The organism is Dellaglioa sp. CoH-56-MRSF-12 (assembly GCF_056782075.1).
In genome coordinates, this window is record NZ_JBXAYD010000005.1 from 1 (window position 1) to 19,690 (window position 19,690).

A 19,690-nucleotide genomic window follows, 5' to 3' on the forward strand; every position below is an offset into this window, starting at 1 on the left:
CGAACACAGAAGTTAAGCTTCTTAGCGCCAAGAGTAGTTGGGGGTCGCCCCCTGCGAGGGTAGGACGTTGCCATGCTAATAATAAATAAAAAAAGGACATTAACATAATTGTTAATGTCCTTTTTTTATGCGATTGTAAAATAAAAAGCCGCTTACCGGATTTGAACCGGTGACCCCCACCTTACCATGGTGATACTCTACCTACTGAGCTAAAGCGGCATTACTATAAAAGTCTATAGTAATATTAAAAATAAATCAACCTAAATTTAAACAATCAAAACACTAGAATTATTTATGGAATTCGTAAGCAACGGAGATAGTGACTCAATGGAAAAGATAGTTAAGGTATGCATTGCTCGTGAACAAAGAGTATAAAGGGTACCAAGATCATTTTTTGAAATATAATTTTTTTTTGAAATATCAAAAGCAATAACAGAATCAAATTCCAAGCCTTTAGCTAAATAAATAGGTAATATTATTGTTTCTTCTGGAATTTTTCTGTCGCCATCTGTAACCATTGTTAATTTTACTAATGATCTGAGTTCACTATATAGTAATTTACATTCAGCCAAATTTTTAGTGATGATAGTTACTGGTTGGTTATTAGTATCACCATTTTTAATTAGGGCTATTAAAGATGCTAGTGCAGAAGCCCGGGTTTTACTAAAGTATATTTTAGGTAATTCGCCATGACGTGTGAATGATTCAATGCTATTTCCGTCTGGTAGCAATGATTTTGCAAAATTAGTAATTTCAAATGTTGATCGGTAACTTTTATTTAAAATAATTAAATTAGTTTTTTTAACTTGTAAAATATGATTTAAATTTTCTAAAAATTTAGCTGGTAAGATTAAATCATAGAATAAAGCTTGCTCACTATCTCCTAAAAGTGTTAATTTAGCGTTAGGAAAACAATTTTTTAAATATAAGAGTTGCAGCGGAGAGTAATCTTGAATTTCATCAATAAAAAGATGTTCGATATTTCTATTTTGACCATCACCCGTTAGTAAGTCTCGTAGCAATAGTAGTGGTGTGGCATCTAATAACGTGATTTTATGAAGCTCTAAGTTTGATTGGAATGATTTTTTTTCTTCTATTGAAATTGTAATTTCAAGGAATTTAGCATATTGCTCATAAATATCAATAAAATAATTATTGTAAATCGCATCATATACAATATTAAAGCGATCTTTTAATATAATGGTACCAATATATGATATTTCTTTATCAATACTATCAAATTCATCGCGTTCATAATCACTTAAATATGTTTCATATTGAGAATCAGATAACGAATCAATTTCTTCACGCATCCAATCAGATTCTGCCATTTCGGCAATTCTAGTTTTTAATCGTTTTGTTAGTGTATTTTTTGTTGCGGTAAATTTATCTGATGACAACATATTATGTGGTAGATGTGTAAATATATTAGCGATTTCTTCTTTTTTAAAGAACGGGATACCTTCATAAATGATATCTGTGAAGGCTAATTCAGATGAATCTACTGCATTTAAGTAATTTTCAATTGTTTTTTTTAAAAGTGCATTACCTCTTAAATCAGATGAAGCATGTTTATTGTTTGACTCATAATTTTCAAATAAGGTTTCAACCTTTAATCCTTGAAAACGATTAGAGAAGAATTCGGCTAACGTGACTTGTCTCATGTTCTTTTCGCCCAGGCTAGGTAGTACATCGGAAATATAGTGACTGAAAAGTAGATTTGGAGAAAATAATATAATTTGATCCGCATTTAGTGATGTTCTTGAGTGATAGAGTAGAAATGCAATACGTTGTAGAATAGCGGATGTTTTCCCACTTCCGGCAACCCCCTGGACAACTAATAAGTCACTTGTTGTATCTCGAATAATTGTGTTTTGTTCTTGTTGAATTGTAGAAACAATATTTTTCATCTGTGTGTCACTTTGTTCGCCTAAAACTTGTTGCAATAATTCATCGCCAATTGTTTCATTGGTATCAAACATCGATAGGATTTTACCTTCTTTAATTTGAAATTGACGTTTTTTGGATAATTCTGTCATTTGAGTTCCTTGTGGTGTCTTATAAGAAATATGACCCAATGCGCCGTTATAATAAATACTTGAAATAGGTGCACGCCAGTCATGTATTAGAAAATTTTGATGATCATCTACTAGAGAGGCTAGACCAATATAGAGTTGTTCCTGTTCTGGATCGCCATCGTCTTGGATGTCGATACGTCCAAAATAAGGTGAATCGCCTAATTGTTTTAAAGTATGAACCTGTTTTTCTAATATTTCTTCAGTTTGGATAGTCGTGGCGACCAATTGTTTCTGTTGTTGCACTTCGGCATTCGTTTCAATTCTATCATCAACTTCAAAAGTATTGATTTTGGCATTATCTACATAGTTTTTTTCAACTGATGAGGTTTCTTTATGTGCTTTTTCACATAGTTCGGCTGTTTTAATAGATTGGTGATTAATTTCAGTAATAATTGAATCAACTCTATTTTGTTCGATTTCTTCTTCTGACATCTTAATGCCCCCTTTGTACTATTGACCTAGTTTAAAGGTTTTTGAAATATTCGTCTAGTATTTAATATTATTTGATTTTTTCTGTTGAACACGCTACACTTACACTAATAGATAATTCATTGATTATTGCGAAGTAGGAACGCCAACTAGAACAGGGACATACTGATTTTGCTGGAAGGTATGGTGGCGGACTGAATTGGATATATGAGAATTTTGGGTAACCTCCTTATCGGTAAGTGGCAGAATTTTATTCTGCAATTTAGGTGGTACCACGAGACAGTCGTCCTATTGTTATTTACTAACAATAGGACTTTTTTTATAGATAGAAAGGGAGCGTAAATATGACAAAAAAAGTAGTCTTATCAGGGGATCGACCTACGGGGAAACTACATATCGGGCACTACATCGGTTCATTAAAGAATCGTGTTGAAATGCAAAATTCTGGTGATTATGAGATATTCATCATGATTGCTGATCAACAAGCTTTGACAGATAACGCACGTGATCCGGAAAAAATTAAAAATAGTTTAATTCAAGTAGCGTTAGATTATCTAGCGGTTGGTATTGATCCAAACAAATCAACTATTTTTGTTCAATCTCAAATTCCTGCATTAACGGAACTAACAAGTTATTACTTGAATTTGGTAACTGTTTCTCGCTTGGAACGTAATCCTACAGTTAAAGCTGAAATTCAACAAAAGAATTTTGAACGCAGTATTCCTGCCGGATTTTTTGTTTATCCGGTTAGCCAGGCTGCAGATATTACAGCATTTAAAGCAACAGTTGTACCTGTTGGCGATGATCAAGAACCAATGATTGAACAAACACGCGAAATCGTTAGAAGTTTTAATACAATTTATCAACAAGATATTCTTGTTGAACCAGAAGGTGTCTTCCCTCCAAAAGGGCAAGGACGTTTACCTGGATTAGATGGTAATGCAAAAATGAGTAAGTCACTAGGAAACGGGATTTTCCTTGCCGATGATGCGGAGACATTGAAGAAGAAAGTAATGTCAATGTATACAGATCCAGATCATATTCATGTTGAAGATCCAGGTAAAGTTGAGGGTAACATGGTATTTACTTATCTTGATATCTTTGATAAAGATACTGAAAAAGTTGCCGAACTTAAGGCCCAGTATCAAGCAGGTGGCTTAGGCGATGTTAAAATTAAACGTTATTTAAATGAAGTACTTGAAGCTGAGTTAGCTCCAATTCGTGAACGACGAGCTGAATTAGCTAAAGATCCTGAAGCCATTTATGCAATGTTAAAAGCGGGTAGTGATAAAGCTAATGCTGTTGCAAACCAAACATTGAACGAAGTTAGAGATGCGATTGGAATTAATTATTTTAACTAGTTCGGTTGTGAAACGTTTCTTTGATTTAGTATGAGGTGAGTAATAATGGAAAAGTTTGTTTTATTGGATTTGGGTTCAAATTCGGTTCGATTATCAATTAACGAACAACTTGATAATGGACAATTTAAAGAAATTAAGCGTTTAAAATCGGAAACACGATTATCTGAAGGGATGGGGAAATCCCGAGTGTTACAGGAACATGCGATGGCTAGGACAATTGAAGCCTTAGTTAGTTTTAAAAAACAATATGATATTTATGGACCGGTTGCTGTACATGGAATTGCCACTGCAGCTGTACGAATGGCTCGAAATCAAAAAGAATTTTTACGTCGAATTAAAGAGGCAGTTGGTGCTGATATTGAAGTTTTAAGTGGGGATGATGAAGCTTATTACGATTATATGGGTGTAATGGAAGCCTTACCAATTCATGATTGCTTGATTTTGGATACAGGTGGCGCAAGCAGTGAATTAATCCATGTGGTTAATCGAAAAGTGGTACATCTTGTGAGTTTGCCATTTGGTGCAGTGACTTTATCCGAAAAATATTTAAAAAATGAACAGATTACGAGTAAAGAATTATTTCAGTTAATGGAGTACTTGGTGACCGCTTTTCAAAAGTTGGAGTGGTTGAAGGAAGCAATGGAGTTGCCCCTCGTACTACTTGGCGGCTCAAATCGAATTATTGGACGTTTAAACCGCAAAAAACAGAAGCTAATTAATACGGAGGCAATTAATGGCTATCAATTGTCACGTAAGGCAGTTTCATTAACTTTTGAGGACTTGGTAGGCTTGACGACTAAAAAGCGTGCACAAGTCAGTGGTATAGCTTCTAACCGTGCGGATATTATTGTAGGTGGAATTGCACCAGTTGTTGTTCTGGGACAATATTTAAATTCTGTTGGTGTCATTTTTTCTGAAAGTGGTGTCCGAGAAGGTTATTTAACAACTAAATTAGGTAAATAAAAAGACATCAAAAATTGATGTCTTTTTATTTTGGTAAAATATCTTCGAATGTCATTGCTGATAAAAATTTTTGAATGCGTTCTGTAGGGTGATTGAAAAATTCGTCTGGTGAACCATTAAATAAGATATTGCCATCTTCTAGAAAAATGATATTATTGGCAACAGCTTTTGCAAAGGCCATATTATGAGTAACGATAACCATTGATTTTTTTTCTATATCCAACTTAAGTAGAACTCTTAAAACCTCTGCTTCTAATTCAGGATCTAGTGCAGAAGTTGGTTCATCAAATAATAAATATTTAGGATTCATTGCCATTGCTCTAGCAATAGCTACACGTTGTTGTTGACCACCAGATAACTGGCTTGGATAGTAATTAGCACGATCTGAAAGACCGACTAATTCTAAAAGTTCTTCAGCGCGTTGTGCAACAATTAATTTTTGTTCCTTTAAAACGTGAAGGGGTCCTTCCATAACATTTTTCAAAACAGTTAAATGAGGAAATAAGTTATAGTCTTGGAAAACCATACCTGTTTCACGACGAACTTCCAAAATTGTTTTTTCACTGATTGGTTGGGTAAAGTCGATCTTTTTATCATCTAATGAGTAGAGACCTTCTTCGGGTTGTTCTAATAAATTAAATGAGCGTAATAAGGTTGATTTACCGGAACCAGAAGGACCAACGATGACGGTTGTTTCGTTTTCTGGTAATTCAAATGACAACGATTTTAAGACTTTATGTTGGTCGAAGTATTTATTAACATTTTCAAATTTAATCAAAGTTAAGACCTCCTAGTTATTTTTAATGTAACGCGATGTTCTTTTTTCTAGATAATATTGACCAACGTTTAAAATTGAGCAAAAGACTAGATAAACGACCGCTACTTCACAGTATAAGGTCATAGGTTCATAAGTTCTTGCCGCAATTTGTTGACCAACGGAAAACATTTCGACAATCGTGATTGAGAAGGCTAATGACGTATCCTTTATTAAACCAATGAAACTATTTGATAAAGGTGGAAGTGAGACCCGTGCTGCTTGTGGTAAAATAACGCGAAATAACACGGTTGTGTGTGTCATACCAATGGCGTAACCAGCTTCCCACTGACCTTTTGAAATTGATAGAATAGCTGCACGAATTGTTTCCGATGCATAAGCACCAACGTTTAATGAAAAAACAATAACAGCGGCACTGAATGCGCCGAATTCAACTGTATAAGGTGCTGGTAATCTAGGTAGTCCATAAAATAGGATAAATAATTGCACAATCAAAGGCGTTCCTCTGAAAATCCAAACATAGAATGAAAAGAATGCTTTACCAATCCCTTTTAAAATTTGGGTGAAGGTACTGCCTTTTTTTATATCTGATATTCGAACTAGTGCGGTGATAATTGCGATGATGATCCCGATAACGAATGAAATTATCGTCAAAGGGATAGTGTAGCGAATTCCAGCTTCTAAAATGGTTGGGAGTGAATCAATAACAAGTTTCATAAACGCGGAACCTCTCTTAATCTATTATTAATAAAAAAAGACTGATGACAAAATGGATTTTGCACCAGTCCTTTTGGAATTATTTATTTGTGATGTCGCTACCAAAATATTTTTTTGATAGTTTTGATAATGAGCCATCAGCACGTAATTCTTTAAGTGCTTTGTTTAATTCTTTTTGTAATTTTGGGTTGTCCTGTTGGATTAAGCCAGCAACTTTTAATGCTGGAATTTCAGAACCTGTTGAAATTGTTTTAATGTTCGTATCAGGTTTTTCTTTTAAGTATGAATAGACAGCATCGTTACTGTTAATGGTACCATCAGCCCGACCATCTAGGATTAAACTGATTGTATTTGCAAAATCATCTGTTGAGACAACATCAGCACCAAGGCGTTCAGCATCGGCTCCATTTTCACTTGTAACCGTTTGTGCCATCTTTTTACCCTTAATATCTTTAATCGTTTTAATAGAAGAGTTATTATTTTTGACGACTAAAATTGATTTTGAATAAATATAAGGTGATGTAAAGTTGTATTTATCTTGACGTTCTTTTGTAACACCAACGTTGTTTAAAACAACGTCGTATTTGTTAGCATCTAATCCTGCAACTAATGAATCCCATTTTGATTCGATAAATTTAGGCGTTAAATCCATTTTTTTAGCTAATTGTTTACCAAGATCAACTTCGAAACCAGTTAATTTATTGTTACTATCGTGGTAACTATAAGGGCGGTAAGTACCTTCTAATCCGATTGTTAATGTACCCTTTGTTTGTGTTACATCGGATGCTGTATCTTTCGATTTACCGCAGGCGGTTAAAGCAAGAGCAATCAATAACACACTGGCAAGACTTAATATTTTTTTCATTTTAGTACGCCCCTTTTTTTAAAAGTAATATATTATCTATCTATAATAGCGTAAAATAAGCTAAGAAACCAATTATTTCTCTTACTAAAAGTAAAAACAACAAAAAGGACTAAGGTAATGACAAAATTTATAAAATTTTATCAAAAAAAATGGCATGATAGATTAATAACCTTATTAAATGACAATCTTATTTCAGATGATGAAAAATTAGAAATAGAAACGCATGCTCTTAATCATGAATTAGGGGATCAGATGACTGAAAATTATATAGCAGATTTTACCTTGCCAGAAGGTATTGCGTTTAATTATTTAGTTGATGGAAAAAAGATGACGGTCCCAATGGTAACTGAAGAACCTTCTGTAATTGCGGCAAATAATAATGGGGCAAAAATAATTGCATCTGCGGGTGGATTTACAACAAAAATTAAATCACGCTTAATGATAGGTCAAGTTATTTTAGAAAATATTGATGATGCGGATAACGTTATCAACCAAATTAATGAACAACAATTGAATTTAATTAAAATAGCGAATGCTGCTCGTCCTTCACTTGTAAAACGAGGCGGTGGCGCACGTTGGGTCAGAGTTCGAAAACTAGCAGCTGATCTAATTTCGGTAGATTTAGCAGTAGATGTTCAAGAAGCAATGGGCGCTAATAGTGTAAATACAATGATGGAGGCAGTTGGTGAAACGCTGCAAACACAGTTTAAACAAGACGTCCTTATGAGTATTCTATCCAACTACGCAACAGATTCATTAGTTGAATCAAGCTGCTCAATTCCTTTTACGTTGTTAGATTCTGCAGAAATTAGTGGTGAACACATAGCTAAGAAAATTGTCTCAGCAAGTCGAGTGGCTCAACTTGACCCATATCGTGCCGTCACACATAATAAAGGTATTATGAATGGGATTGATGCGGTTCTCATTGCTTCGGGAAACGATTGGCGTGCCGTTGAAGCAGGTGCTCATGCTTATGCTAGCCAAGATGGCCAGTATCGTGGCTTGACGAAATGGTCGATAGTCAGTGATAATTTAGTTGGCATAATTAAATTACCAATGCCCATAGGAGTTGTTGGGGGTTCGATTGATATTGTCCCAATGGTTCAAATTAATAAAAAAATGATGGGTATTCGATCAGCAAAAGAGCTTGCTAGTTTGGTTGCAAGTGTTGGGTTAGCTCAAAATTTAGCGGCACTTAAAGCACTTGTTTCTGAGGGTATTCAAAAGGGACATATGGGTCTTCAACTAAAATCACTGGCAGTTAAAGTTGGCGCTGTAGACGAAGAAGTGGCACAATTAACTGAGTTATTAAAAAATGAGAATCGACCAGATACAGAGGTTGCAACAAAAAAACTAAATGAATTAAGAAAAAAAGGGGATAATTAAATGGTTGAGATTACATTACACCAAAATACACAAAATTTAATTACTACAATTAAAGAACAATTTGATGGAGAAATTAAAATTCAATATGGTGGCGAAAAAGTTGGGTTTATTAAGCATCAACAAGTAGAATCTCGGTTAGAAGATGGAAATTTCATTATTAATGTGACTGATATTACAGCACCTGATTACTTGATTTCGCATGAACTATTCCATTTTTTCTTGCAACTTAATCAGGCACCTGAATTAATGTTAAAAATGACAACGGATGATTTTAATATCGACGATAAAATCAATGCGACGGCTGTTCAACTTTATGATACGGTTTTACATGGGACTATTTTTAGATTACAAGAAGAAAATGGGTTTATTGATGATAATATTAGAGAATTATTCTATCAAGGAATCTTGGCAACAGTGACTGCTGAACCTAAAGAAGGTAGCGGCCCAGATGAATGGGGAATGTACCGATTAATCACACTTTTAGATGCTTTGGTGTTCTTTCAAAATGAAGATATGGAACAAATTACTGAAAAATTCTTAGAATTTTACCCTATCGCAACAGATGCTGCACTTAAATTATTGGAAATCTTAACATCTAATGACTTACGTGCACCTTTTGAAGCTCGCCGAGCAACGGTTGCCTTATTTAAAGCCTTCGATGCACAACTTGAAGCGTGGAAATTACCAAAAATGTACTTAAATACGTTTGCAACGTTAACACCAGTTTTCAGTGAACGTCAATTAAAATTAGAAGTACGTCAATTGTTTGATATTATGCATTCTGAATTTAAAAGTAATGTTAATTTTGCGTCAGCTTATGTTGGTATTCAAAAGAATGATCAACAAAATGCATTTGTTATTACAGTACCTAGAAATGCGGATTCAAAAGAGGTTATTTTACGTACGTACGATATGACAGTGTTAGAATTAATGCAAACAATTAAGATGCGCTTTATAGTTAGAACTGCTGAATAATGATTGATTTAGCAAAATATAATCTAGCTGTTATCACAGCTGGAAACAACATTTTATTATTAAATCGTTTGAAAAAACCATATGTTGGTCTTTGGAATGGAATTGGTGGTAAACGTGAACCACAAGAATCTGAACTTGCAGGGATGCTTCGTGAATTATATGAGGAAACAGGAATCAAAATTACCGATTCTCAATGTAGACCAACGGGTTATCTTGAATGGTCAGTGGACGACGAATATCAAGCTACAATAGCGTTATTTCATATCTCTTTACAACAACCATTTGGAAAACAATATCCACAAAGAACACGAGAAGGTATTTTAGCAGACTTTCCAGTTGAATGGGCTTTGAATAAGCAAAACGTCGGACTAACACCTGATTTAGTTCCTGTGTTACCCTATATTTTAAAGGATGAATTTCATCGATATTTGACAAATTTTAATGGTTCACAATTAGTTGATTTTAAAATTAAATTATAGTGAAGGACTGTTGTAAAATGATTGAACACAGTGAAATTTTTACTCGATTAAATAATCTAAAGACTAGATTACAATGGCTAACTTATTTTCAGCGGTTTTTTGACTTCATTCTGTTTTACTTTGGTTTTTCTAGTTTTTTTGGTGGAAATCCAATAACGTTATTTGGAACAGTTTTCACAAAAGGTGAAGGGTTACTACTAACGTTGATGGTTGCGGCGATAACGTTTAGTATCACGGCACTGAAACAAGATCCAAGACGGGTTGGGCGGATTTTAATTACCATTTTAGATGGACAGCTATCTGAAAAAGAAATTATGATTATTCGTCAATTTCAAAAATATGCACGCTAATTTTAAAAGAGATAGTCTATGTTAAACTCACGGACTGTCTCTTTTTATTGCTTAAAATCGGCTGAAAACTATGATATACTGTTAAGGAGTTTATACAGAACGAATGTTAAAAAACACATGAAATACGATACGGAAAGGGTCTTAAAAAATGACAGAAAAACCCACATTTTATTTAACAACACCAATTTATTATCCATCTGGTAAATTACATATTGGAAATTCATACACAACAATTGCGTGTGACGTCTTAGCACGTTACAAACGCCAAAAAGGATATGATGTTTTCTTCTTAACGGGAACAGATGAACATGGTTTGAAAATCGAACAAAAAGCTGAAGAATTAGGGACAACACCACAAGCTTATGTCGACGGTATGGCTAGTGATATTAAAGAATTATGGAAAACCCTTGAAATTACAAATGATAAATTTATTCGAACAACAGATGATCAACATGAAAAAGCTGTGCAATATATCTTCGATAAATTACTTAAACAAGGCGATATTTATTTAGGAGAATACGAAGGCTGGTACTCTGTTTCTGATGAAGAATTCTTTACAGAATCACAGTTGGCTGAAGTTTTCCGTGATGATGACGGTAAAATGGTTGGTGGTAAAGCGCCAAGTGGTCACGAAGTTTCATTAGTTAAAGAAGAATCATATTTCTTTAAAATGAGTAAATATGCAGATCGTTTACTAAAATATTATGAAGATCATCCTGATTTTATTCAACCAGAATCACGTAAAAATGAAATGATAAATAATTTCATTAAACCTGGTTTGGAAGATCTTGCTGTATCTAGAACGACATTTAACTGGGGCGTAAAAGTTAAAAGTAACCCTAAACATGTTGTTTATGTTTGGATTGACGCTTTAGCAAATTATATTACAGCCTTGGGTTATGGTTCAGATGATACTGAACTATTTGATAAATATTGGCCTGCAGATGTTCAAATGGTTGGTAAAGAAATCGTGCGTTTCCATACGATTTACTGGCCAATTATTTTGATGGCGCTCGATTTACCTTTACCAAAACAAATTTTTGGTCATGGTTGGTTGTTAATGAAAGACGGTAAAATGTCTAAATCAAAAGGTAACGTTATCTATCCAGAAATGTTAGTAGAACGCTATGGATTGGATGCACTCCGTTACTACTTAATGCGCGCTGTACCATTTGGTAATGATGGTGTCTTCACACCAGAAGACTTTGTTTCACGTGTTAATTTTGATTTAGCTAATGATTTAGGGAACTTATTAAATAGAACTGTTGCGATGATTAACAAATACGATGGTGGTAAAATTCCAGCATTAAAGGGTAACGTAACTGAATTTGATGGAGACTTAGGTCAAACAGCTGAAGATACAATTACGGAATATACTGAATTAATGGATAAAATGGAATTCTCAGATGGATTAAATGCTATCTGGAAATTAGTTGCTAGAACAAATAAATATATTGATGAAACACAACCATGGGTTTTAGCTAAAGATGAAGCACGTAAAGCTGAACTTGATAGTGTTATGGTACATTTAGCAGCTAGTTTACGTGTGATTGCTGTCTTAATCCAACCTATTATGACGCATGCACCTAAAGAAATTTTTGAACAATTAGGTTTAGACACGGCAGATATGGCTATTGAAGAATTAAACTACTCTGATTTCCCAATGGACAGCGTCGTTGTTGAAAAAGGAACGCCTATTTTCCCACGCTTAGATGTTGAAGAAGAGATTGCCTATATTAAAGATCAAATGACAGTTTCAGATAAGAAGAAAGGGCGTAAAGCAATGGCAGTTAATGATACAGAGGATTCTTTAGATTGGAATCCAGAAAATGTGGCTCTAAACTTAACATTACCTCAAACGACATTTGATCAATTTGAGCCAAATGAATTAAAAGTTGCTGAAATTATTCAAGTTGAAAAAGTACAAAATGCTGATAAACTATTGAAATTTAGATTAGATGCTGGTGATCCTGATCATCGTCAAATCTTGTCTGGTGTAGCAGAGTTTTATCCTGAAACAGATGTCTTATTAGGAAAAAAAGTTGTGATTGTTGCGAACTTAAAACCGCGTAAGATGAAAGGCGAAATTAGCCAAGGAATGATTCTATCTGTAGAATACGATGGTAAATTGAAATTAATTACCGTTGATGAAGATATTAAAAATGGCGCAATTGTAGGCTAAATAAAGTAAGGACTGGAAACAAAACTTGGTTTTGCTCTAGTCCTTCTTCATTTTACTGCTAGAAAGGAGAGGTATCCCTTGGAAATATTTGACACACATACACATATTAATTCTGATGAATTTACAACGGAAATTCCTGAAGTTATTGAGCGTGCAAAAGCATTTGACGTGACTAAAATGGCAATTGTTGGATTTGATCAACCAAGCATTTTGAAATCACTAGAACTATCAAAAAGCTATCCTAATTTATATTCTATAATTGGTTGGCATCCAGAAGAGGCAAAAACCTACACACCGGAGACTGAAGAAGTTTTGATAGAACAATTACAGTCGCCAAAAGTTGTCGCAATGGGTGAAATGGGCCTAGATTACCATTGGGATACGTCTCCAATTGAAACGCAGAAAAAAGTTTTCAAACGTCAGGTTGAGATTGCGAAGGCGTTAAAATTACCAATTTCTATTCATAATCGAGATGCCTTTGAGGATGTTTATACAATCCTGAAAGAAGCTGATATTCGTGATATTGGTGGCATTATGCATAGCTTTAATGGTGATGCAAAATGGGCAGAGAAATTCTTAGACTTAGGGATGCATTTATCCTATAGTGGTATTGTGACTTATAATAGTGCTAAAGAAGTTCATGAAGCCGTTAAAGTGACACCAAGCAACCGAATTTTAATTGAAACAGATGCACCATATTTAACGCCAGAACCTTATAGAGGTCAGCGCAATGAACCAGGATACACAAGATACGTCTTGGAAGCTGTCGCAAAAATTCGAGAGAGTTCAAGTATTGATATGGCAGCGGCAACATTTAAAAATGCCGAAAACTTATTTAGGATAGGGTAATATGCAGAAAATTAGAGAAGTAATCGTAGTTGAAGGTCGCGATGACACAAAACGTATCCATTTAGCTGTTAATGCAGATACGATTGAAACACGTGGCTCAGCTATTAGTGACGAAACGTTAGATCAAATTGAACTGTTGCAAGAAACTCGAGGCGTAATTGTATTTACGGACCCTGATTTTTCTGGTGAAAAAATTCGTAAAACTATTTCAGCACGCGTTCCAAATGTACAGCATGCTTTTCTGAAAAAAAGTGAAGCTGTCCCAGATCATAAAGGGAGTTTAGGCGTTGAACATGCTTCAGTTGAAGCGATTCGTGAAGCGCTAGATCATTTGTATACAGAAATGCCTGATGGCGAAACATTGATCAGCTTAGAGGATTTACAAACGGCAGGATTGATTGCCGGACCGGATGCCAAAGCTAAGCGTGAAAAATTAGGTGAGTATCTCAAAATTGGTTACACAAATGGAAAACAATTATACAATCGATTGAAACTATTTCAAATTTCACCAGAAGAGTTCGTCGACGCATTGCAAGAAATTAACGAGACAATAACGGAGGAAAAACATGGCTAACAATGATGTGCCAGACATTGCTTCACCTATTAGAACTAAAGCAATTATGGAAACTTATGGTTTAACTTTTAAAAAGAGTTTAGGCCAAAATTTTTTAACAGATAAAAACGTACTAATGAATATTGTGGACGCCGGAGATATTACGGCTGAAGATGACGTTATCGAAATCGGACCTGGTATTGGGTCATTGACTGAACAATTAGCAAGACGTGCACATCATGTTTTAGCAATTGAAATTGACCAAAATTTGATTCCTGTACTTGGCGAAACACTAAGTCCATATGATAATGTTGATATCGTGGAACAAGATATTTTAAAAGCTAATTTACCAGCGTTAGTAGAAGAACATTTTGATGGACAGCATCCATTAAAATTAGTCGCTAATTTACCTTATTACATTACAACGCCCATTATCATGCATTTACTAGAAACGGCGGTTAAATTAGATAAAATCGTTGTTATGATGCAAAAAGAAGTGGCAGAACGAATTGCAGCTGATCCAGGTAGTCGTACATATGGATCACTAACGGTAGCCGTTCAATATGAAATGGATGCTGAAGTCGCATTCGTTGTTCCAAGAACCGTCTTTATTCCACAACCTAATGTTGATTCAGCTATTATTGTTTTGAATCAAAAAGAAGGCGACGTTGAACGCCCAATTAGTGAAAAGGTCTTCTTTAAATTAGTTAAAGGAAGTTTCCAACATCGACGTAAAAGTTTATGGAATAATTTACAATCAATTTATGGTAAAACACCAGAAATTCGTGAAGCGTTACAAGCAGCATTGGATGCATCAGAAATTTCTGCTCAAATTCGTGCTGAAAAACTAAGTATTCATGAATTTATTGTTTTATCTAACAATCTTATCAAAGTAGAAGAGAAATTTAATTAACTTCTTATTGAACTACTGATGTTCGATGTGGTATAATTGCAAATCTTGTGAAACTATGGTATGATGTTTCACATAAGAAGGTGAAGCCCATCATGCCAGAAACTTTAGCCAGCATCAAAGGTACGCTAGATGCCCAAGTCGGAAAAAATTTAACGGTAGTTGCTCAAGCCGGTAGAAAGAAAACTACAGAACGTAAAGGGATTTTACGCGAAACATTCCCAGCTATTTTTGTAGTCGATTTAAACCAAGATGAGAATTCATTCGAGCGCGTTTCATATAGCTACACAGACGTATTAACAAAAAATATTGAAATTGATTTTGAAGATTAAAAATAAGTATAAAAGCCTAGGTAGGGATGTTTTTAGAACATCTTAACTTAGGCTTTTATTTTTAGAAATAATTAGTATAATTAGAGTTAATTAAGGACTTATAGGATTAGGTGAGAACATGGAGATTCGTGAAAAAGCCCCAGCTAAAATCAACTTGAGTTTAGACACCCCATTTAACCATCAAGATGGTGAACAAGAATGGCGAATGGTGATGACATCAGTTGATTTAGCAGACTACTTACATATCAAATCGCTAGACGATCGAACGGACATTACAGTGGAAACTGATAGTGGTTTTTTACCGTGTGATCACCGAAATTTAGCCTATAAAGCAGCAAAAATTTTACAGGATAAATTTCAGATTAAAAAAGGTGCCCAAATACATATCAAGAAGCAAATCCCAGTTGCTGCTGGGCTAGGTGGCGGTTCATCAGATGCAGCAGCCGTTTTACGTGCTTTGAATCAATTATGGAAACTCAATTTATCTTTAGCAGAGTTGGCAAAAATTGGTTTAAAAATTGATTCTGATGTGCCTTACTGCGTTTATAGTAGAACGGCTCATGTAACGGGTCGTGGTGAGAAGATTGCTATTTTAAAAGACTTACCCCCTGTTTGGTTAGTGGTTGCAAAACCTAAGATTAGTGTTTCAACACCAACTATTATTAGACAAATTGATTATACGCGACTCACTCATCCAAATGTAAACGCCGTTGTGAATGCAATTGAGGACGACGATATGGATGCCATAATTGATAATCTAGGTAATGCGCTTGAACCGATTACAGCTGAACGTCATCCCGAAATTACACGTTTAAAAGAAAAAATGATAAAATTTGGGGCAGATGCAGCAGAAATGAGTGGATCAGGCCCAACTGTATTTGCGATATGTCGTAAAAAAAGTCGAGCACAGCACGTCTACAATAGTTTAAAAGGTTTCTGTGAAGAGGTCTACCTAGTGAGACCGTTAAGTTGATTTTATTGCGATAATTAGCATAATTTGTTATGTTGAAGGCATTAAATACAACTGAAAATGAGGGACAACTTGTGGAAGCCTTAATTGAAATTGACTATACAAATGATTTTGTAGCGACAGATGGACACTTAACGGCGGGAAAACCTGCTCAAGAGATTGAAGCTCGAGTGATAGAATTAATGAATGAGTTTGAACAAAAAGGTGATTATGTTGTTTTAGCAACTGATATTCATTATGAAAATGACCCATTTCATCCAGAAACTAATTTATTTCCACCACATAATATTGCAGGTACAAACGGTCGTAAATTCTATGGTGAGTTGGAGCCTTGGTATCAGGCGCATAAAGATAAATCAAATGTTTATATGATGGATAAAACGAGATATAGTGCTTTTGCGGGAACGGATTTAGATTTAAGATTACGAGCTCGGTCAATTGAAACAGTGCATTTAATTGGTGTTTGCACAGATATTTGTGTTTTGCATACCGCAATTGACGCATATAATTTGGGCTATAAGATTGTCATTCATGAAAAGGCGACAGCTAGTTTTAATCAAGCTGGACATGTATGGGCACTGTCACATTTTAAGGATTCTCTGGGTGCAGAAATTAAAGATTAGTGGATTTAGTACAGCTATTGTTGGAAGAGAGTGTTGTCACTTTGTGATAGCACTTTTTTTTATTAAAAAATTGGAGATAATGACTAATTAAGCGACTAGTTAAGAACGCATCCTTCTATTTACATACTACCTAATATAGGTTAACTTTATAACTAAGACATGATTTAATGTAGCGTGTTAGATTAATCTAATTTGCAAGAAAATGGGGGATTGTCTTTGGGAGAATAAAAGCCATATTTGGGGAAAGGTATGGAGGAAACATAAGTGTTGATAGTTAGTTTATGAGTAACAGATATTGAGTACATATATAGAAAAAATAGGGATGTAATGAAGGATAAGTTAAAGTCCTAAAAATTACGAGGTGAAGATATGAAAATTTGTTCGAAATGTGGGTCTCAGAATGAAAATGATGCATTATACTGTGATAATTGTGGGCAACCGTTAGAAAATAAAAATGTTGCTCCTATGAAAACATGTCCGCAATGCAACATAGCAAATAAGGTTGAGGATCAATTTTGCAATAATTGTGGCTTTAAATTTAATCCGAAAGCGCAAGATACTAATAAAGTAGCAGCGCCAATAGTAAACAATGAAATAACAGAAAAACGAGCTAAAAATAACAACCCGATGAAAATAGTTTTAGGAATTATTTTACTTGTTATTATAGCGGGTGGCGGTTATCTTATAGCTGGAAAGTTAACGCACAAAGATAGTGTACCGACGAAGGAAACAACTACTGCAGTATCTAGCTCAAAAGAAAAGAAAACATCGGAAAAAACGCAATCTTCAGAAAATAGTTTAGTACTAAATAAAGTTAAAATTAAGAATGATATTGCAACATATATGGATGACGTTGATGGAAAAAATTCGGTCTACGTTTCGTTAACAGATGGTAGTGCACCGGTAGTTGAAAATAATCATGCGCAAGGATCAGCCAGCATGATTAAATTATTTATTTTAATTACAGCTTATTCTATGGAAAAAGAAGGGACCATCAACCTAAAGGATAGCTATGTTTTATCAGAATCGGATAAGGTCGGTGGAACGGGAGAAATCCAGAATATGAGCGCAGGTACTAGATTGTCATATAAAGAATTATTAGAAAAAATGATTGATGACAGTGATAATACTGCTGCAAATATTGTGATTGATAAACTTGGTGGATTTGCTTCAATTAATACAGAAATTAAAAAATTAGGCGCAATTAATACAACAATTAAAAGAAAAATGATGGATACAGATGCCCTTAATTCAGGAATCGATAATAAAACGTCAGTAACAGATATGGGTAAAATTCTTAAAAAAATGTATAATCATAAATTAGTGTCTAACCAATCGGATCAGGCAATGCTAGATTTACTAAAAGAAAATAAAAATCTAACTAAATTACCATCGTCCTTACCAACTGGTGTTACAGTCTATAATAAGACAGGCGAATACAACGAATATGGTATTCAAAATGATGCTGCCATTATAGAAAAAGATAAAAAGGCATTTATAGTTGTGGCGATGTCAGAATCGGGAACTGAAGATAAGCAGATTCCGGGAATGAATAGGCTAGGATTAGAATTATATCAAGATATTCTAGAGTAAAATAAGAGTTACCAGATAAAATAATGAGACGCAACATCGTAACTAATGGTTAGTTATGATGTTGCGTCTTTTTGCGCGCAAGATATTAATAGTAAATTATATTTAATTCTAATGATATAGTTCACTTTTAAATTGGAAACGGTTCACTTGCTGACAGGTCGACTTTAAATACAGTTATTATAACAAGATGAACTTATACGAATGACAGCTTAACACCGTAGTGACACTTAAAAAAGTTGACGTAGCTGTACCTAAAATGATATTCTAATATTTGTCGGTAATGGTATTGATTACTATTTAGATTACGATTTGAAAAAATGAGGGAGAAACCATGCAAAAAAAATTAATTTTAGTAAGCATAGTACTCACGATGTTAGTTGTTGTATTGACCGGGTGTGGGCAAGGGGCAACTAAGAAAGAGTCTAATAAATTACAGGTTATCACGACATTTTACCCAGTGTATGAATTTACTAAGGCAGTTGCAGGCGATAACGCAGATATAACAATGTTGATGCCTGCCGGGACAGAACCGCATGATTACGAACCTAGTGCAAAGGATATTAGTAAAATTGCGAGGTCAGATATCTTTATCTATAGTAGTAATAATATGGAAACGTGGGTTAAAAGTTTGAAATCAAGTATTGATGAAAAACAAACGCAGATTTTAAATTCTAGTCATTCAATTAAAATGATTGATGAGAACGAAGAATTGAAAAGTGAAGAGGCTGAATTAGCTAATAAAGAAGAGGAAAGTTCATTTTCATCGACTAATAATTATGACCCTCATATTTGGTTAAATCCTGAAAACGCAAAAAAAATGGTTAAAAACATTTCAAATGAATTAATTCAGCAAGATCCTAAAAATGAAAAGTATTATGTAAAACGAACAAATGCTTATTTGAAAAAATTAACGGAATTAAATCAAGAATATAAAACGACATTTAAAAATGCTAAGAATAAAACATTTGTTACGCAACATGCTGCATTTGCTTACTTGGCAAAACAATATGGACTAACGCAAGTTGCGGTTGCGGGTATTTCTTCGGATGAAGAACCTAGTCCAAGACGTTTGGCAGAGCTACAAACGTATATTAAAAAGTATCATGTAGATACCATTTTTACTGAATCTAATGATTCTAGTAAAATTGCGAATATGCTAGCTAAAGAAACAAATATTAAGGTTAAAGGATTGAATCCAATTGAAGGACTATCAAAAGTTCAAATCGAAAATGGAGAAACATACCTTTCAGTTATGCAAGATAATTTAAAATCGTTAAAAACGGTTGTTAAATAAGGAGAA

At 34.3% G+C, this 19,690-nt stretch carries 18 protein-coding genes, 1 tRNA gene, 1 rRNA gene and 1 pseudogene; 16 read left to right on the forward strand and 5 right to left on the reverse strand.

Translation table 11 applies throughout. The features are described from left to right. Positions 1-76 (forward strand): 5S ribosomal RNA (rrf, locus tag AC1RPY_RS06050); the annotation flags it as partial. 70 nt (positions 77-146) lie between these two features. Here the strand turns inward: rrf and AC1RPY_RS06055 are convergent. Both AC1RPY_RS06055 and helD read right to left on the reverse strand, forming a co-directional pair. Further along, positions 147-219, reverse strand: a tRNA-Thr gene (locus AC1RPY_RS06055). A 47-nt stretch (positions 220-266) separates the two neighbouring features. After that, positions 267-2,510: an RNA polymerase recycling motor HelD gene (helD, locus tag AC1RPY_RS06060; RefSeq protein ID WP_481761804.1), complete on the reverse strand. Its 2,244-nt coding sequence runs from the start codon at positions 2,508-2,510 to the stop codon at positions 267-269. Between the two features lie 341 nt (positions 2,511-2,851). Here helD and trpS point away from each other — a divergent pair, with 341 nt between their 5' ends. Next, positions 2,852-3,868, forward strand: coding sequence for a tryptophan--tRNA ligase (gene trpS, locus AC1RPY_RS06065; RefSeq protein ID WP_481761803.1), 1,017 nt, complete (start codon positions 2,852-2,854; stop codon positions 3,866-3,868). A gap of 45 nt (positions 3,869-3,913) precedes the next feature. Next, positions 3,914-4,831 carry a Ppx/GppA phosphatase family protein gene (locus AC1RPY_RS06070; RefSeq protein ID WP_481761802.1) on the forward strand — a complete coding sequence of 306 codons (918 nt, stop codon included), beginning with the start codon at positions 3,914-3,916 and terminating at the stop codon, positions 4,829-4,831. A gap of 25 nt (positions 4,832-4,856) precedes the next feature. On the opposite strand, the gene AC1RPY_RS06075 is transcribed toward AC1RPY_RS06070, so the two are convergent. The 3 genes from AC1RPY_RS06075 to AC1RPY_RS06085 all read right to left on the reverse strand — a co-directional run bounded on the left by AC1RPY_RS06075 (position 4,857) and on the right by AC1RPY_RS06085 (position 7,188). Further along, positions 4,857-5,609 carry an amino acid ABC transporter ATP-binding protein gene (locus AC1RPY_RS06075; RefSeq protein WP_481761801.1) on the reverse strand — a complete coding sequence of 251 codons (753 nt, stop codon included), beginning with the start codon at positions 5,607-5,609 and terminating at the stop codon, positions 4,857-4,859. Positions 5,610-5,621: 12 nt separating this feature from the next. Continuing rightward, complete coding sequence (locus tag AC1RPY_RS06080; RefSeq protein WP_481761800.1) at positions 5,622-6,323, reverse strand: amino acid ABC transporter permease; 702 nt, start codon at positions 6,321-6,323, stop codon at positions 5,622-5,624. Between the two features lie 79 nt (positions 6,324-6,402). After that, complete coding sequence (locus tag AC1RPY_RS06085; protein ID WP_481761799.1) at positions 6,403-7,188, reverse strand: transporter substrate-binding domain-containing protein; 786 nt, start codon at positions 7,186-7,188, stop codon at positions 6,403-6,405. Between the two features lie 114 nt (positions 7,189-7,302). Here AC1RPY_RS06085 and AC1RPY_RS06090 point away from each other — a divergent pair. The 13 genes and pseudogenes from AC1RPY_RS06090 to AC1RPY_RS06150 all read left to right on the forward strand — a co-directional run. After that, positions 7,303-8,574, forward strand: a pseudogene (locus AC1RPY_RS06090) (hydroxymethylglutaryl-CoA reductase, degradative); the annotation flags it as partial. Beyond that, positions 8,575-9,549, forward strand: a complete 975-nt coding sequence (locus AC1RPY_RS06095) for an IpaB/EvcA family protein (protein ID WP_481761798.1) — start codon at positions 8,575-8,577, stop codon at positions 9,547-9,549. Continuing rightward, entirely contained in the window at positions 9,549-10,028 is a 480-nt protein-coding gene (locus AC1RPY_RS06100) for an NUDIX domain-containing protein (RefSeq protein WP_481761797.1), read from the forward strand. The genes AC1RPY_RS06095 and AC1RPY_RS06100 overlap by 1 nt, the downstream gene beginning before the upstream one ends. 17 nt (positions 10,029-10,045) lie before the next feature. Continuing rightward, the gene (locus tag AC1RPY_RS06105; RefSeq protein ID WP_409021927.1) at positions 10,046-10,378 is read left to right on the forward strand and encodes a hypothetical protein; all 333 of its coding nucleotides are present in this window, start codon (positions 10,046-10,048) and stop codon (positions 10,376-10,378) included. Between the two features lie 148 nt (positions 10,379-10,526). Then, positions 10,527-12,560 carry a methionine--tRNA ligase gene (gene metG, locus AC1RPY_RS06110; RefSeq protein WP_481761796.1) on the forward strand — a complete coding sequence of 678 codons (2,034 nt, stop codon included), beginning with the start codon at positions 10,527-10,529 and terminating at the stop codon, positions 12,558-12,560. A 78-nt stretch (positions 12,561-12,638) separates the two neighbouring features. Then, on the forward strand, positions 12,639-13,409 hold the full coding sequence (locus tag AC1RPY_RS06115; protein ID WP_481761795.1) for a TatD family hydrolase: 771 nt from the start codon (positions 12,639-12,641) through the stop codon (positions 13,407-13,409). 1 nt (position 13,410) lies between these two features. After that, on the forward strand, positions 13,411-13,983 hold the full coding sequence (rnmV, locus tag AC1RPY_RS06120; RefSeq protein WP_409021930.1) for a ribonuclease M5: 573 nt from the start codon (positions 13,411-13,413) through the stop codon (positions 13,981-13,983). Beyond that, on the forward strand, positions 13,976-14,875 hold the full coding sequence (gene rsmA, locus AC1RPY_RS06125) for a 16S rRNA (adenine(1518)-N(6)/adenine(1519)-N(6))-dimethyltransferase RsmA (protein WP_409021931.1): 900 nt from the start codon (positions 13,976-13,978) through the stop codon (positions 14,873-14,875). Before rnmV ends, rsmA begins: the two co-directional genes overlap by 8 nt. Positions 14,876-14,967: 92 nt before the next feature. Next, positions 14,968-15,204, forward strand: a complete 237-nt coding sequence (locus AC1RPY_RS06130) for a Veg family protein (RefSeq protein ID WP_409021932.1) — start codon at positions 14,968-14,970, stop codon at positions 15,202-15,204. Positions 15,205-15,322: 118 nt separating this feature from the next. Beyond that, on the forward strand, positions 15,323-16,177 hold the full coding sequence (gene ispE, locus AC1RPY_RS06135) for a 4-(cytidine 5'-diphospho)-2-C-methyl-D-erythritol kinase (RefSeq protein ID WP_481761794.1): 855 nt from the start codon (positions 15,323-15,325) through the stop codon (positions 16,175-16,177). A 29-nt stretch (positions 16,178-16,206) separates the two neighbouring features. Continuing rightward, positions 16,207-16,797 carry a cysteine hydrolase family protein gene (locus AC1RPY_RS06140; RefSeq protein ID WP_481761793.1) on the forward strand — a complete coding sequence of 197 codons (591 nt, stop codon included), beginning with the start codon at positions 16,207-16,209 and terminating at the stop codon, positions 16,795-16,797. A gap of 369 nt (positions 16,798-17,166) precedes the next feature. Further along, positions 17,167-18,390 carry a serine hydrolase gene (locus tag AC1RPY_RS06145; protein WP_481761792.1) on the forward strand — a complete coding sequence of 408 codons (1,224 nt, stop codon included), beginning with the start codon at positions 17,167-17,169 and terminating at the stop codon, positions 18,388-18,390. A gap of 331 nt (positions 18,391-18,721) precedes the next feature. Then, positions 18,722-19,684, forward strand: a complete 963-nt coding sequence (locus tag AC1RPY_RS06150) for a metal ABC transporter substrate-binding protein (protein WP_481761791.1) — start codon at positions 18,722-18,724, stop codon at positions 19,682-19,684. The last annotated feature ends 6 nt before the right edge of the window (positions 19,685-19,690 follow it).